At 51.2% G+C, this 12,905-nt stretch carries 11 protein-coding genes, 14 tRNA genes and 1 rRNA gene; 2 read left to right on the forward strand and 24 right to left on the reverse strand.

Going from position 1 to position 12,905, the window contains the following annotated elements; translation table 11 throughout:
- Positions 1-205: 205 nt before the first annotated feature.
- Positions 206-1,771: a stage V sporulation protein B gene (spoVB, locus tag ACI1P2_RS14445; protein ID WP_355320563.1), complete on the forward strand. Its 1,566-nt coding sequence runs from the start codon at positions 206-208 to the stop codon at positions 1,769-1,771.
- A gap of 23 nt (positions 1,772-1,794) precedes the next feature.
- Here spoVB and ACI1P2_RS14450 read toward each other — a convergent pair whose 3' ends face one another.
- Positions 1,795-2,538, reverse strand: a complete 744-nt coding sequence (locus ACI1P2_RS14450) for a DUF421 domain-containing protein (RefSeq protein ID WP_355320564.1) — start codon at positions 2,536-2,538, stop codon at positions 1,795-1,797.
- 199 nt (positions 2,539-2,737) lie between these two features.
- Between ACI1P2_RS14450 and ACI1P2_RS14455 the strand changes: the two genes are divergently transcribed.
- A complete protein-coding gene (locus ACI1P2_RS14455; RefSeq protein ID WP_355320579.1) occupies positions 2,738-3,130 on the forward strand; it encodes a TIGR04086 family membrane protein in 393 nt (130 codons plus the stop codon).
- Between the two features lie 79 nt (positions 3,131-3,209).
- Here the strand turns inward: ACI1P2_RS14455 and yajC are convergent, their stop codons facing one another.
- The 23 genes from yajC to rrf all read right to left on the reverse strand — a co-directional run bounded on the left by yajC (position 3,210) and on the right by rrf (position 12,822).
- Complete coding sequence (yajC, locus tag ACI1P2_RS14460) at positions 3,210-3,536, reverse strand: preprotein translocase subunit YajC (RefSeq protein WP_355320565.1); 327 nt, start codon at positions 3,534-3,536, stop codon at positions 3,210-3,212.
- Between the two features lie 49 nt (positions 3,537-3,585).
- On the reverse strand, positions 3,586-4,725 hold the full coding sequence (gene tgt / locus ACI1P2_RS14465) for a tRNA guanosine(34) transglycosylase Tgt (protein WP_355320566.1): 1,140 nt from the start codon (positions 4,723-4,725) through the stop codon (positions 3,586-3,588).
- A gap of 25 nt (positions 4,726-4,750) precedes the next feature.
- Positions 4,751-5,779: a tRNA preQ1(34) S-adenosylmethionine ribosyltransferase-isomerase QueA gene (queA, locus tag ACI1P2_RS14470; RefSeq protein ID WP_355320567.1), complete on the reverse strand. Its 1,029-nt coding sequence runs from the start codon at positions 5,777-5,779 to the stop codon at positions 4,751-4,753.
- An 8-nt stretch (positions 5,780-5,787) separates the two neighbouring features.
- A complete protein-coding gene (locus tag ACI1P2_RS14475; protein ID WP_355320580.1) occupies positions 5,788-7,818 on the reverse strand; it encodes a SpoIID/LytB domain-containing protein in 2,031 nt (676 codons plus the stop codon).
- A 134-nt stretch (positions 7,819-7,952) separates the two neighbouring features.
- The gene (ruvB, locus tag ACI1P2_RS14480; protein WP_355320568.1) at positions 7,953-8,957 is read right to left on the reverse strand and encodes a Holliday junction branch migration DNA helicase RuvB; all 1,005 of its coding nucleotides are present in this window, start codon (positions 8,955-8,957) and stop codon (positions 7,953-7,955) included.
- Positions 8,958-8,993: 36 nt separating this feature from the next.
- Positions 8,994-9,611, reverse strand: a complete 618-nt coding sequence (ruvA, locus tag ACI1P2_RS14485) for a Holliday junction branch migration protein RuvA (protein WP_355320569.1) — start codon at positions 9,609-9,611, stop codon at positions 8,994-8,996.
- The gene (gene ruvC / locus ACI1P2_RS14490; RefSeq protein ID WP_355320570.1) at positions 9,608-10,111 is read right to left on the reverse strand and encodes a crossover junction endodeoxyribonuclease RuvC; all 504 of its coding nucleotides are present in this window, start codon (positions 10,109-10,111) and stop codon (positions 9,608-9,610) included. The genes ruvA and ruvC overlap by 4 nt, the downstream gene beginning before the upstream one ends.
- Positions 10,112-10,260: 149 nt before the next feature.
- On the reverse strand, positions 10,261-10,956 hold the full coding sequence (locus ACI1P2_RS14495; RefSeq protein WP_355320571.1) for a BofC C-terminal domain-containing protein: 696 nt from the start codon (positions 10,954-10,956) through the stop codon (positions 10,261-10,263).
- A gap of 239 nt (positions 10,957-11,195) precedes the next feature.
- A tRNA-Pro gene (locus ACI1P2_RS14500) sits at positions 11,196-11,269 on the reverse strand.
- 7 nt (positions 11,270-11,276) lie between these two features.
- Positions 11,277-11,356, reverse strand: a tRNA-Leu gene (locus ACI1P2_RS14505).
- A 117-nt stretch (positions 11,357-11,473) separates the two neighbouring features.
- Positions 11,474-11,550 (reverse strand) — tRNA-Arg (locus tag ACI1P2_RS14510).
- Between the two features lie 6 nt (positions 11,551-11,556).
- A tRNA-Gly gene (locus tag ACI1P2_RS14515) sits at positions 11,557-11,631 on the reverse strand.
- A gap of 16 nt (positions 11,632-11,647) precedes the next feature.
- A tRNA-Lys gene (locus tag ACI1P2_RS14520) sits at positions 11,648-11,723 on the reverse strand.
- Between the two features lie 94 nt (positions 11,724-11,817).
- Positions 11,818-11,894, reverse strand: a tRNA-Asp gene (locus ACI1P2_RS14525).
- A gap of 27 nt (positions 11,895-11,921) precedes the next feature.
- A tRNA-Met gene (locus tag ACI1P2_RS14530) sits at positions 11,922-11,995 on the reverse strand.
- Between the two features lie 11 nt (positions 11,996-12,006).
- Positions 12,007-12,082 (reverse strand) — tRNA-Val (locus tag ACI1P2_RS14535).
- A gap of 3 nt (positions 12,083-12,085) precedes the next feature.
- A tRNA-Glu gene (locus ACI1P2_RS14540) sits at positions 12,086-12,157 on the reverse strand.
- A 58-nt stretch (positions 12,158-12,215) separates the two neighbouring features.
- Positions 12,216-12,306 (reverse strand) — tRNA-Ser (locus ACI1P2_RS14545).
- Between the two features lie 3 nt (positions 12,307-12,309).
- Positions 12,310-12,383, reverse strand: a tRNA-Met gene (locus ACI1P2_RS14550).
- Between the two features lie 36 nt (positions 12,384-12,419).
- A tRNA-Asn gene (locus tag ACI1P2_RS14555) sits at positions 12,420-12,495 on the reverse strand.
- 4 nt (positions 12,496-12,499) lie between these two features.
- Positions 12,500-12,575: transfer RNA gene (locus tag ACI1P2_RS14560), tRNA-Ala, on the reverse strand.
- Between the two features lie 25 nt (positions 12,576-12,600).
- Positions 12,601-12,677, reverse strand: a tRNA-Ile gene (locus tag ACI1P2_RS14565).
- A 28-nt stretch (positions 12,678-12,705) separates the two neighbouring features.
- A 5S ribosomal RNA gene (rrf, locus tag ACI1P2_RS14570) occupies positions 12,706-12,822 on the reverse strand.
- Positions 12,823-12,905: the final 83 nt, after the last annotated feature.

Genomic DNA, 12,905 nt, shown 5'->3' on the forward strand with positions numbered 1-12,905 from the left:
CTCCCGAACCTTGCTATTAAACATAAACCGTACATGCAAACAATAAATGTAAACCGCCATTCCGTCAACTCCTATTGCCTGCCTTTCTTAATTTACCATTCAGGATATTCACAGGCTTGTCATGAAAGGGGACAGGTTAGGCATATCCATTTACTACATGCTGTAAGCAGGTCCAGCCCAAATCTGACGGAAGAGGGAGTTGCGGTTGAGAAAACAAACCTTTATTCAAGGAGCCATCATACTGCTTGCCGCAGGCATCATCAACCGGCTGCTAGGCTTCGTTCCGCGCATTATGCTTCCCCGTATCATCGGTCCGGAAGGTGTCGGATTGTACCAGCAGGGGTATCCGTTTTTCATCGTCATCGTCACGCTCATCACAGGCGGAATCCCTTTGGCTGTCGCCAAGCTGGTCGCTGAAGCAGAGACGGAGGGGCGCCCGGAGCGCTCAAGACAAATCCTTCATACTTCACTCCAATTCACGGTTGCCCTGGGCACGCTATTTCTCGTTCTCTGCCTTGTCTTCGCCCCCTGGATTACAAACCATATTCTTACGGATAACCGTGTGTATCACACTTTTGTCAGCATGACACCCATGATCGTTATTGTGGCGGTATCCTCGGTGTACCGCGGGTACTTTCAAGGGAAGCAAAACATGATTCCATCCGCGGCATCTTCCATAGCCGAAACCATCATCCGCATTGTTTGCGTCATCTGGTTTTCGTATCTGCTGATGCCCAAAGGAATCGAATTTGCTGCGGCCGGCGCCATGCTCGGTGCAATGGTCGGCGAACTGATCGGCATGTTCGTTTTGTTGTGGCAGTACGCCAGGCATCATAAAGACCCTCCTGCAGAAAATGGGGATGTTCAACCAAAAGGGAACAATGCCGGAAAAGGAAAAATACTTAGACCTCTGCTGTCCCTATCCATTCCGGTGACCGCCAGCAGGCTGGTCGGTTCATTTTCCTACCTCCTGGAGTCCATCGTGCTGATGCGCAGCCTTGCAGCGGCAGGAATTGCAACCGCCGTGGCAACCGCCCAGTATGGAGCCATGCAGGGCATGATCATCCCGGTACTGCTCCTGCCCGGCGCCTTGACCACTTCTCTGGCCATCTCGCTCGTTCCCTCCCTGTCGGAAGCTGCCGCAGGTGGGAACTGGACGGCTGTTCACAGCAGGCTGAACCAGTCTCTCCGGCTCTCGCTTGTTGCCGGCGCTCCGTTTGCCGTATTAATGTACGTGCTCGCCGAGCCGGTGTGCATGCTGTTGTACAACAGCACAGAGGCCGCGGGAATGCTGAAGCTCATGGCTCCATTTGCCCTGTTCATCTATATTCAATCCCCTCTGCAGGCTGCCCTGCAGGCGCTCAATCGTCCCGGCCAGGCACTCATGAATACTGCAGCAGGTGCTGTTATTAAAATCGCATTGATCATCGCCCTTGCCTCCAGGCCCGAATACGGAATCTATGGAGGCGTGGCCGCCATATGCGTAAACAGCATGGCTGTGACCCTGCTGCACGGATACAGTGTAAGCAGGCTGCTCGGCTATCAGATGAAGCCGGGAGACTGGTTCAAAACAGTAGCCGGGATGCTTCTGATGGGAGGAGCCGTGTTGTATGTTTATAACCATCCTTTCAACGGCTCGCTTTGGCTGCAGTTTATCACTTCGTCTCTGATCGGAATGGTGCTGTACTTAGTATTTATGTCTTGTACAGGCATGATCAGCTGGGATCAGTTGCACCGCATTCCTATTGTGCGGAGATGGTTCAGAACCTGAGAGGAATATCCGGCAAAAAGTCGCTATTCCCTCTTGTCCCCCGCACTTACGTACAGCTTGCCGTTGTGATCCAGGGTACACAGAAAAATGTCCTTGAAATCGTTATGTCCTTGAAGCTGAATTTGATTTTTCAGCCAGAATCTGGTCTTGTTTATCTTTTCAAGATTGGCGTCCTGCACTTTACCGTCCATAATGAGCGGAATGGGCAGCCCTTCATATTTGAACTTCTCAAGCTCCTTCCTGATGGGAGAGGAAACGTCCCCGCCATCAGGTGAACGGGCTGCGCCCTGCGAGCTGTCCGTATCACCAAAGCCGTTTATTTTCGGGATCACCGTAAGCTTGCCGCTCGTCTCCAGAATCGCATAATCGACATCCGATATACTGGCTATATTTTGCTCTCTCAGTTGAAGCATCAAATCGTCCAGATTATAGCGCTGCTTTGCCATCATTTCACGGTCCAGCTCACCTCCGGCTATGATTACCGCTGGTTTTCCGTCAAACAACAGCCGTATGCTGCGGTTTTTGAGACTTATATAAGCTATGCTGATCTGGAGAATCAGAAGCGTTGCCAGAGGGACAAACGCATTATAAAGAGGACGCTGGATATCCTCCAGCGAAAAAACGGCAATTTCCGCCATCATGATAGAAATAATCAGATCAAACAGGGACAGCTTGCCAATTTCCCGTTTGCCCATGATCCTCATAATCACATACAGCACCACATACATCAGCACCGTACGGAAGATATGCATTCCTATTTGGTCCATAGCAAATCTCATCCTCCTGTGTGCCCCACTCGGGAGATCAGAACGCGTATTGGTATTCTCACCCTGACTATGTTGTCACATACGGAAAATCTGATTTTAATTAATGGAAAAAGTAGCGGCGGAAGAGCAGAGCTTGTACTATCTGCCGCTGCCCGGCCATAGAATGGGATATATGATATTTTCGGAGGAGGTCAGTAAAATGGATTTGATCCGCCGTTGGTCCAATCGTGTATCAAGCCCCCTTTTATCCGGTCTGTTCCATGCCTTTGTGTGGATGATGGTCGGGGCGCTTGTGCTGTCCTTGCTGCTATGGCTCACCGGCATGCAGGAACAGGACTTATCCCTTTTCACCTACATTATTCATGGCATCTCCATGCTGGCAGGCGGTTTTGTATCAGGCAGAAAATCCGGAAAAAAAGGCTGGTATCAAGGTGGACTAACGGGGGTGGTTTACGGGATAGCCGTTCTGGTGATCGGCTTTTTGGCCTTGGATTCGCATGTAAATGCACAGGATCTGTTGCACTTGTCCGCAGCCTTTATTCTTGGTGCTTTTGGAGGAATGCTGGGGATCAACCTGAGTAAAACATCCTGAATAGAGCTTGCTTGTTTCATAATTGAAACAAAAAAACCGGACTCTCCCAAAGAAGAGCTCGGTTTTTTCTATGGCCTGGTTATTTGCTTGCTTCGCTTGCTTTCTCGTTTACAACCGTTGCTGAGCTGATGGCGCTGCGGTCGAAGGTCAGCTTGGTAACGTCGTTCACACGCAGAACCGCAATATCGTCTGTAATCTCTACAATGGTTCCATGAAGTCCCCCGATGGTGACGACCTTATCCCCTTTTTTCAAAGCACCCAGCATGGCGTTACGCTGCTTCTGTTTCTTTTGCTGTGGTCGGATAAGCAGGAAGTAGAAAATAGCAAACATCAGAACGAACGGCAGTACCATGCCCAAGAGGTTATTGGTCCCACCACCGGCAGCCGCTGCTGCAAAATTCAACATATTATATTTTCCCCCCTTTCAAGGTTTAAAGCATCATTGCATGGCTTGTTTAGAATCCTTTTTCATTATCATGAAGACCGTACTGCTCGAAAAATTCGTCTCTGAAGTCCAGCAACCTGTCCTCCATGATGGCCTGTCTTACATTGCGCATCAGGTTCAGCAGAAAATACAGGTTGTGATAAGTGGTCAGCCGGAGACCGAAGGTTTCGTCAGCTTTGATCAAATGACGCAAATAAGCGCGCGAGTAGTTTCTGCATGTGTAGCAGTCACAGGCGGGATCCAGAGGACCGAAGTCACGCATATACTGGGCATTCCGCACCACGAGACGTCCCTGGCTTGTCATTGTCGTGCCGTTACGGGCAATACGGGTTGGAAGCACGCAGTCAAACATGTCGACACCGCGGATAGCGCCTTCAATCAATGCGTCAGGCGATCCCACTCCCATCAGGTAGCGAGGCTTGCCTGAAGGAAGCAGCGGCACGGTAGACTCCAGCATTTCATACATCATATGCTTCGGTTCGCCTACGCTCAGTCCACCAATAGCATACCCCGGGAAATCCATGGAAGTCAAATCGGCCGCACTTTGTTTTCTCAGATCTGCATACATGCCGCCCTGAACAATCGCAAACAGTCCTTGATCCTGGGGACGGGCATGGCTTTGGAGACACCGTTCCGCCCATCGGCTCGTACGTTCCAGCGATTTTTTTACATAGTCGTAATCCGCAGGATATGGAGGACATTCGTCAAAAGCCATCATAATATCCGACCCGAGCGCATTTTGAATTTCCATGGCGACTTCAGGGGAGAGAAACTTCTTATCCCCGTTCAGATGGGAACGGAATTCAACGCCTTCCTCGGTAATTTTACGCATTTCACTTAACGAGAACACCTGGAAACCGCCGCTGTCTGTCAGAATCGGACGGTCCCAGTTCATGAATTTATGCAGTCCGCCGGCTTCCCTGACGATGTCATGGCCCGGGCGAAGGAAAAGATGATACGTATTGCTCAGAATAATATGGGCATCCATCTCTTTCAGCTCTTCAGGGCTCATTGTTTTGACAGTGGCCTGTGTCCCCACCGGCATAAAGGCTGGAGTCTCGATCACACCGTGCGGCGTATGCACTCTTCCAAGCCTTGCACCGGACTGTTTACACGTTTTGATATGTTCATAAGTAATAGCAGGTGACATTATATATACTCCTCTAGGGTTATCATTAATAAATAAACATGGCATCCCCGAAGCTGAAAAACCGGTATTTGCGGTCAATCGCCTCCTGGTAGGCTGTCATGATATGTTCGCGACCGGCAAGAGCGCTAACCAGCATTACGAGTGTGGACTTTGGCAAATGAAAGTTGGTGATCAGCGCATCGACCACTTTAAATTCATAGCCCGGATACATGAAAATATTGGTCCAGCCGCTCATTTCTTTAAGCGGACCGCCCGCGCACGCGCTTCCCACCGTCTCAAGCGTTCTGCAGCTGGTCGTTCCGACCGCTACGATCCGGCCGCCCCGTACCTTCGTTTCATTCAACAGCTCGGCCGTCTCCCTGGACAAGGAGTAATATTCCTCATGCATTTCATGCTCTTCTACCACCTCTACGGACACGGGACGAAAAGTACCCAAACCGACATGAAGCGTCACGAACGCGATGGACACCCCGCGGCTGCGGATTTCGTCCAGCAGCTTTTCCGTAAAATGCAATCCTGCGGTTGGGGCGGCGGCAGATCCTTCGTGCCTAGCGTATACAGTCTGGTAGCGTTCCTTATCATCCAGCTTCTCGCGGATATATGGCGGCAGCGGCATTTGCCCAAGCCGGTCCAAAATCTCCTGAAACACGCCCTGATAAACAAAAGTGATAATTCTGGCACCCATGTCGCCCTCTTCTTCAATCCGAGCCTTCAATTCATCACCAAAAAGGATCACAGTGCCCTTCTTCAGCTTTTTGCCCGGCTTTACGAGCGCTTCCCACCGGTCACCCTCCAGGTTCTTGAGCAGCAGCACTTCAGCCTTCGCGCCTGTATCCTCCTTGACCCCATAAAGGCGGGCAGGAATAACCCTTGTATCATTCAACACCAGGGTATCTCCCGGATTCAGAAAATTCACAATATCCTTGAACGTATGATGCCCGATTTCACCGCTTTGTTTGTTTAACGTCAGCAGCCTGGAGGAGCTCCGCTCCTTGAGCGGTGTCTGCGCAATCAGCTCCTCCGGCAGATGAAAATCATATAAGTTTACATCCATTTATGTCTTCATTCCTTAACTATAGAAACATTCTGGTAATAGTGTTGCAAAATTTCCTTATAATCATACCCTTCATCCGCCATCCCTTTGGCTCCCCATTGGGACAGGCCGAGACCATGCCCGTTGCCTTGGCCGGTAAAGATGAAGCGCTGCTCCTTGTCAATCACACGGGCTTCATGGGACCCGTTCATTACAACCATGCCACTGCCGGACCATGTGCTCTCTCCGCTGCCGGAAATCAGCTCAGCCCCTGCTGTGCCGCTAATGTGGCTCGTTTCCCCGTCAGCGCCTAATACAGTATAACTGCCTGTTCCGCTAATATCAAACTTCGTGCTTGGCAGACTCCCCATTGCCGAGCGGTACATATCCGGATATTTTACACTCAAAGGCTTTCCGTTCGCTTCCACTTCCATAACTCTGCCGGAAGGCCCCCGCTCCGTTACGTCCAAATGCTGAATTTCTCCAGGAAGCGTTCCGGTAATTTTGCCCTGCATGGATTTGAGAAGCTGATCCGATGTAAACGGCCCTCTTACCCAGGCGTAGCTTCCGGACTCCGGCACCTTGCCAAGCACCACCGCTTCGTCCCCGGGATTCATCTGGGCCACAACCGCCACATCCGACTGAATTTGCGGGATCGGCCGCACATTGGTGCTGTCGGACGTCACGGTCATTTTAGCAAGCCCTGCCTGGGTAGTGTCTTCAACCTCTCTTGCGTTGTCCTCCCTGACATAGCCTGTTTTACCATTGTCCAGCAGCACATGATACCACATCTTGGTTCCTTCCTGGGCGCTCTCGTCCCCGGGACTGTCCACACTGGAAAACACTGAGACTTCCCCGTTCCATACTTCCGACGGATCGGCAGTGGCACCGCCGGCGTTGGCGGAAAAGACGGCTTCAACCACTTCGCCTCCGCTCATCAATACTTCTCTGGAGGTGGCATCCACAGCGTCGCTTACCTTCTCATTCTCGCTGGTTATCCCGTTATAGGCCTGGCTGAGCGTTGTATCCACAACATCCGCTATTTTAAATTTGTTGCTTTGAAACAGCGCGTAGCTGCGTGCAGCTACCGCCTGAGCCTTCAGGGCTTCCTTCGGCCAGGATGCATAGACCTCCGCCCCCACTACGGAATACAGGTATTGATCTATAGGCAGTTCATTCACCAGCGCCAGCTGTCCGGACTGTTTGCTGATTTCAAAATCGCCGCGGTATGTACGCTGTGATCTCTCGGCAACCTGTATGGCCGCTCCATCGCCATGAATCATAACTTTTCCGTTATCCGGACCGCTCAGCACATAATGGCGCATACCCTTCGCACTGCCACCCTCCGTACCTGCATCCTGGCGGATGATGAGAGCAGGCTCCGATAAGTCCGCCTCCGACAAGATCATGTCCGGCAGAGCTCCGGTTACTGCTTTACGGATACCGGCCAACTGGCTTCCGGATGCTGCCTCACCGACCCATACTGCATAATCACCGCTGGAGAGCAGCACTGTATACGCATCAAATCCGGCCGACTGGACATCGCTTTTGACCCTGCCCGCCTCCTGCTCATCAGCGAATGTGCCTGCCGTCAAATGAAGATTGCCTGCTGCCGTCGGCGTCTGACCGCCTAACTGGGCAGCAGCAGACGCTGCTACTCTGGCTGCGGCCGTCTGAGCCGCCTCTGCGCTGGCATACATGCCGGTGTAGAGCTGATAGACGGTTCTTCCGTTTTTCGAATCGGTAAATAGGATCGGCTTATCACTCGTGCCTTGCAGGACCTTCGAGGCAGCTGCTGCCGCCTGATAATCCCCCGTTTCCATGACCTTTACCCGAAACCCGTCGACGCTGAACCGAACCGATTGTCCTGAGGGAAGATGAACCCAGGCCCGGTAATCCTCGCCTGTTCCCTCTCCCGCGCTCCAGTCGCCATCCGATTTCAATGTAACGGCAGGAACAGTTGATTTATAGGTACTCCCAAGATCAGCGAATAAAGCAACTCGTATGGAATCCTGTGCGGTATCCCCATAAGCCGGATTATACAAGCTGCCTGTGGACATAAATACAGCCGCCCCAAGCACGATATAACGCATCCATCTATTCATTTCCGCCATATTCCTCCCCAAACATTGCATACCGCGTTTTATCGGCTTCGACCTTAGATGACTTGATACCTTGTCTTTCAAAAACAAGCTCAGTTCCCTTCAGGCATAGGCAGCCCCAAATGAGCGTAGGCCGCCGGCGTAGCAACCCTTCCGCGCGGTGTTCTTTGCAGCATGCCAATCTGCAGCAGATATGGCTCGTATACATCTTCGATCGTCTGACTTTCCTCTCCGATGGTTGCCGCAATGGTATCAAGCCCTACGGGACCTCCGCGAAAATTCAATATCATCGCTTTCAGCATTTTATGGTCAATCTCATCCATCCCGCGCGGATCGATCTGCAGACGCTGGAGCGCTTCTTCGGCAACAGCTGGGGTGATCACTCCGTCCCCCTGTACCTGCGCGAAATCCCTGACCCGCTTGAGCAGCCTGTTGGCAATCCTCGGTGTTCCGCGCGACCGCAGGGCAATTTCTTCGGCGGCATTGCCAACAATTTCGATTCCGAGAATATCAGCTCCGCGCGATACAATAAAAGCAAGCTCGTCCGTCGTATAAAACTCCAGACGGCTGATTACGCCAAACCGGTCGCGCAGCGGAGCGGACAGCAGGCCTGCCCTCGTCGTTGCTCCTATCAAAGTGAAAGGAGGCAGATCCAGTCTGACAGAACGTGCGCTGGGACCTTTACCGATCATAATATCCAGAGCAAAATCCTCCATGGCCGGATACATTACCTCTTCAACGGTTCTATGCAGCCGGTGAATCTCGTCGATAAAGAGGACATCACCTTCCTGAAGGTTAGTGAGCAGGGCAGCCAGATCGCCAGGTCGTTCAATGGCCGGACCAGATGTCGTCCGCAAATTCACGCCTAATTCGTTGGCGATAATGTTGGCCAGCGTCGTTTTCCCCAGCCCTGGCGGACCATACAAGAGCACATGATCGAGCGCTTCATTGCGCATTTTGGCCGCTTCGATATAGATTTTGAGATTTTCCTTAACTTTGTTCTGTCCGATATATTCATTCAAAAAGCGGGGACGCAAACTCAGCTCCACCGCCTGGTCTTCCATCATTAAATTCGCCGAAATAATCCGGTCTTCCATATGGCATCGCTCCTATTCTGCTGTCAGTCTTACCGACTAACCTGCGAACAGCATCTGCAGCGCCCGTTTCATTAGGATGTCTACAGAGTCGTCCGGCGAAGTATCTTTCTTCATCTTGGCCCATGCTTTGTCCAGTTCTGCATCCGTATAGCCCAATGCTTTCAGAGCCTCGCGAGCTTCGCTCCAGTATGAGCCTTCCCCCTCATCGGCGGATGGCGGTGGTGCAAACAATCCAGTGGCCATCGCAGCCGAGCCGATGCCGTCCAGCTTGTCCTTCAGATCCAGAATCATGCGCTGCGCCGTCTTTTTACCGATTCCTGGCAATTTCGTCAGAAATGTAATATTCTCCTGATAAATAGCAGATACCACATGCTCTGGCGTTCCGCCTCCCAATATGCCCAATGCAACCTTCGGCCCGATCCCCGATACTTCAATTAGCTTCCGGAACAGCTGCTGCTCTTCACGGGTAGGAAAACCGAACAGCAGAATTGCATCTTCCCTTACGTGGTGGTGTGTATACACCGTCACAGCTCCTTCGGCTTTGGCGAAGGCATAAGGACTAGGGCAAAATACACGGTATCCGACCCCCTGCACGTCCAGTACGATATATTCATTCTCCAAATGGGCAACATGTCCCCGTAAAAAGTCAATCATTTCCGCAATACCTCATTCAGTTTGGAATTTAAAGTATAAGAATGCGCGTGACATATCGCCACGGCCAGAGCATCAGCCACATCATCCGGCTTGGGTACAGCCTGCAGCTTCAGGAACATGCGAACCATCTCCTGCACCTGCTGCTTCTCTGCTTTGCCATAACCTACGATGGCCTGCTTGACCTGCATCGGCGTGTATTCGGCAACCGGGAGACCGCTCTGAACAGCTGCAAGTACAAGCACTCCGCGCGCTTGGCTGACAGTCATTGCGGTGGTGACATTCCGGTTGAAAAAAAGCTTTTCCAATGCGACAGCATCGGGCTTGTATTTATCAATCAGCTGCTTCATGCCTTCATAGACTTGCAGCAAACGTTCTTCCTCCGGTGTATGGGCTTCCGTCTGAATGCATCCGTATTGAACCGGAATCACCCTGCTTCCCTCTTTAACGACAAATCCGAAGCCTACAATCGCAATCCCCGGATCGATTCCCAAAATGCGCAAAACCATCTCTCCCCTGTGTACAAAAGCGAACATATGTATTGTTCACTCCATTATAACAAATGTTTGCTTCCTACAGGCGAAAAACTTTCCTCTTTCTGTACACAGCAAAAGAGAGACGCATTTCCGCGTCTCTCCTGAGTGTGAATTTTTTAGTATTCCTGACCCATCACTTTACGAGTCTGCTCCACCGCATAATCGCTGAAGGTTGAGATCACACTGTTATACTCCTCAATATCCTGGATCCGGATTCCGTCCCGCAACTGCTGAAAAACACCCTCCGGCAAAGACGTTTCCATACTGCCTATATCGAGTTGAAAAAAGGTACGGATCACCTTTTCCTTTTGCGGTGGACCTTCAAACAGAGTTAACTGCCCTCCGGAGCCGATGCCCATATACGAATTTTTTTTGCATACCGGGGAGAGATCTGCTACCTCCCGTTCCAGCCACACTTCACCCTTTGCGTTCAAACGGCCGCTCCAATCCGGATGCTGTGTCAGCAGGGAGGCCAGATCCTCAGCCTGATAGATGCCAAGCAGCGAAGTCTCCGTCCCACATACATAGTTGGTAAGCATACGGACTTCTCTGCTTAACCCGGTAGTCCGCACCGTTTCAATAAATTTCTGCTGCTGCCGGGAAAGCTCGTTCTTAAAGTCTCCCTCTTCGACTTGCCCCATGACCTCCATTACGGCTGGCCCCTCACCTGTCAGAAGATCCTCAAGATTATCAGACAGTATAACCGTATAAAAAGCAAAAGCTGCAGCGCCCGCCACAAAGAAAGTCCACAATGCTCTTCTCCATTGTCTCCAACGGCGTCTGAACTGTTTTTTCAGTTTGAGTCGGTTCACATGAATCCCTTCTATCCCACTTTTTGTGTTAGTGTGACCGAGGGAACCTGGCTTTATACGTTTTAAAAAAGATGATAAGAAAAACATCTAATCGACGTATATTCACAGAAGACAGACCGCGTTTAGCGGCAGTTTTCTTACGATTTCAGGAAGCTTATACCAGGTAGTTTATACTTCTTGAAATTTTAACAAAAAAAACCCGCCAAAAGCTTTGACGGATTTCTTTTTTTATTTATGAATCGGGACGACACGATTTGAACATGCGACCCCCTGGTCCCAAACCAGGTGCTCTACCAAGCTGAGCTACGTCCCGTTATAAATGCCGGTAAGAGGACTCGAACCTCCACGGTTTCCCTCACGATTTTGAGTCGCGCGCGTCTGCCAATTCCGCCATACCGGCTTATTTAATTAAGAAATGTTCTGTTACCTTAAATCGCGATTACGTCCCTTGAGAAATACCTACGGACTTTTTCGTTCAAATCCAGCCAGTGGATTTAGTGATTCCATGAAGTTATAATGGCGTCCCCTGAGAGATTCGAACTCCCGACCTTTTGATTCGTAGTCAAACGCTCTATCCAGCTGAGCTAAGGGGACAAACAATGGAGCGGACGACGGGAATCGAACCCGCGACCCTCGCCTTGGCAAGGCGATGCTCTACCGCTGAGCCACGTCCGCATTTTGTTTTGAAAACTGGTGAGCCATGAAGGACTCGAACCTTCGACACCCTGATTAAAAGTCAGGTGCTCTACCGACTGAGCTAATGGCTCCCAATTGGGATTTTCATTTGTACATGAAGCTTGTCCTAACAAAGATTTGCATTGACGAGTTCACACAGAACCATCCCTGAAGCTATGACAATAATGGCGGAACCGACGGGATTCGAACCCGCGATCTCCTGCGTGACAGGCAGGCATGTTAGGCCTCTACACCACGGTTCCAGAGGCACTTTCTTTAATTGAAAGCAATTGCGGGGGCAGGATTTGAACCTGCGACCTTCGGGTTATGAGCCCGACGAGCTACCGAACTGCTCCACCCCGCGATATTAAAATATGGTGGAGGCTGAGGGGATCGAACCCCCGACCCTCTGCTTGTAAGGCAGATGCTCTCCCAGCTGAGCTAAGCCTCCATATGACCCGTAGGGGATTCGAACCCCTGTTACCTCCGTGAAAGGGAGGTGTCTTAACCCCTTGACCAACGGGCCTTATTAATAAGAATACTGATTACATATATCAAACAGGTCAAGCCTGTCAAAAACGAGTTGGCGGAGAGAGAGGGATTCGAACCCTCGCACCACTTACGCAGTCTAACCCCTTAGCAGAGGGTCCCCTTGAGCCACTTGGGTATCTCTCCGAGTAGCGGCGGAGGGAATCGAACCCCCGACCTCACGGGTATGAACCGTACGCTCTAGCCAGCTGAGCTACGCCGCCAACTTCCTATATAATTAAATCAGTAATATGCAAGAATGGCTCCCCGAACAGGACTCGAACCTGTGACAACTCGATTAACAGTCGAGTGCTCTACCGACTGAGCTATCAGGGAATAATGGTGGAGCCAAGGGGGATCGAACCCCTGACCTCCTGCGTGCAAGGCAGGCGCTCTCCCAGCTGAGCTATAGCCCCATACAGAGAATCTATCAAATTAAAATGGTGGGCCCTAGTGGACTCGAACCACCGACCTCACCCTTATCAGGGGTGCGCTCTAACCAGCTGAGCTAAGGGCCCCAATATGTATCCTTCCCCGAAGGGATCTGCCTGGCAACGTCCTACTCTCCCAGGACCCTTCGGTCCAAGTACCATCGGCGCTGGAGGGCTTAACGGTCGTGTTCGGGATGGGTACGCGTGGAACCCCTCCGCCATCGCCACCAAACGGATAAGAGCATTTGAGCTCTCAAAACTGAGCAACGAGTGAGTAACAGGCCGAAACCTGATTTTAGATTTGAATGCTTCCGT

Origin of the sequence: Paenibacillus jiangxiensis, assembly GCF_046098255.1 — a bacterium.
In the GTDB taxonomy this organism is placed as follows: Bacteria; Bacillota; Bacilli; order Paenibacillales; family Paenibacillaceae; genus Paenibacillus; species Paenibacillus jiagnxiensis.

Bases quoted from the DNA above. Each gene is read 5' to 3' on its own strand.
- ruvB (WP_355320568.1), bottom strand. From the start codon at position 8,957: ATGGAAGACCGGATTATTTCGGCGAATTTAATGATGGAAGACCAGGCG.
- ruvA (WP_355320569.1), bottom strand. From the start codon at position 9,611: ATGATTGACTTTTTACGGGGACATGTTGCCCATTTGGAGAATGAATAT.
- queA (WP_355320567.1), bottom strand. From the start codon at position 5,779: ATGGATGTAAACTTATATGATTTTCATCTGCCGGAGGAGCTGATTGCG.
- ACI1P2_RS14475 (WP_355320580.1), bottom strand. From the start codon at position 7,818: ATGTCCACAGGCAGCTTGTATAATCCGGCTTATGGGGATACCGCACAG.
- yajC (WP_355320565.1), bottom strand. From the start codon at position 3,536: ATGTTGAATTTTGCAGCAGCGGCTGCCGGTGGTGGGACCAATAACCTC.
- ACI1P2_RS14455 (WP_355320579.1), top strand. From the start codon at position 2,738: ATGGATTTGATCCGCCGTTGGTCCAATCGTGTATCAAGCCCCCTTTTA.
- ACI1P2_RS14450 (WP_355320564.1), bottom strand. From the start codon at position 2,538: ATGGACCAAATAGGAATGCATATCTTCCGTACGGTGCTGATGTATGTG.
- tgt (WP_355320566.1), bottom strand. From the start codon at position 4,725: ATGTCACCTGCTATTACTTATGAACATATCAAAACGTGTAAACAGTCC.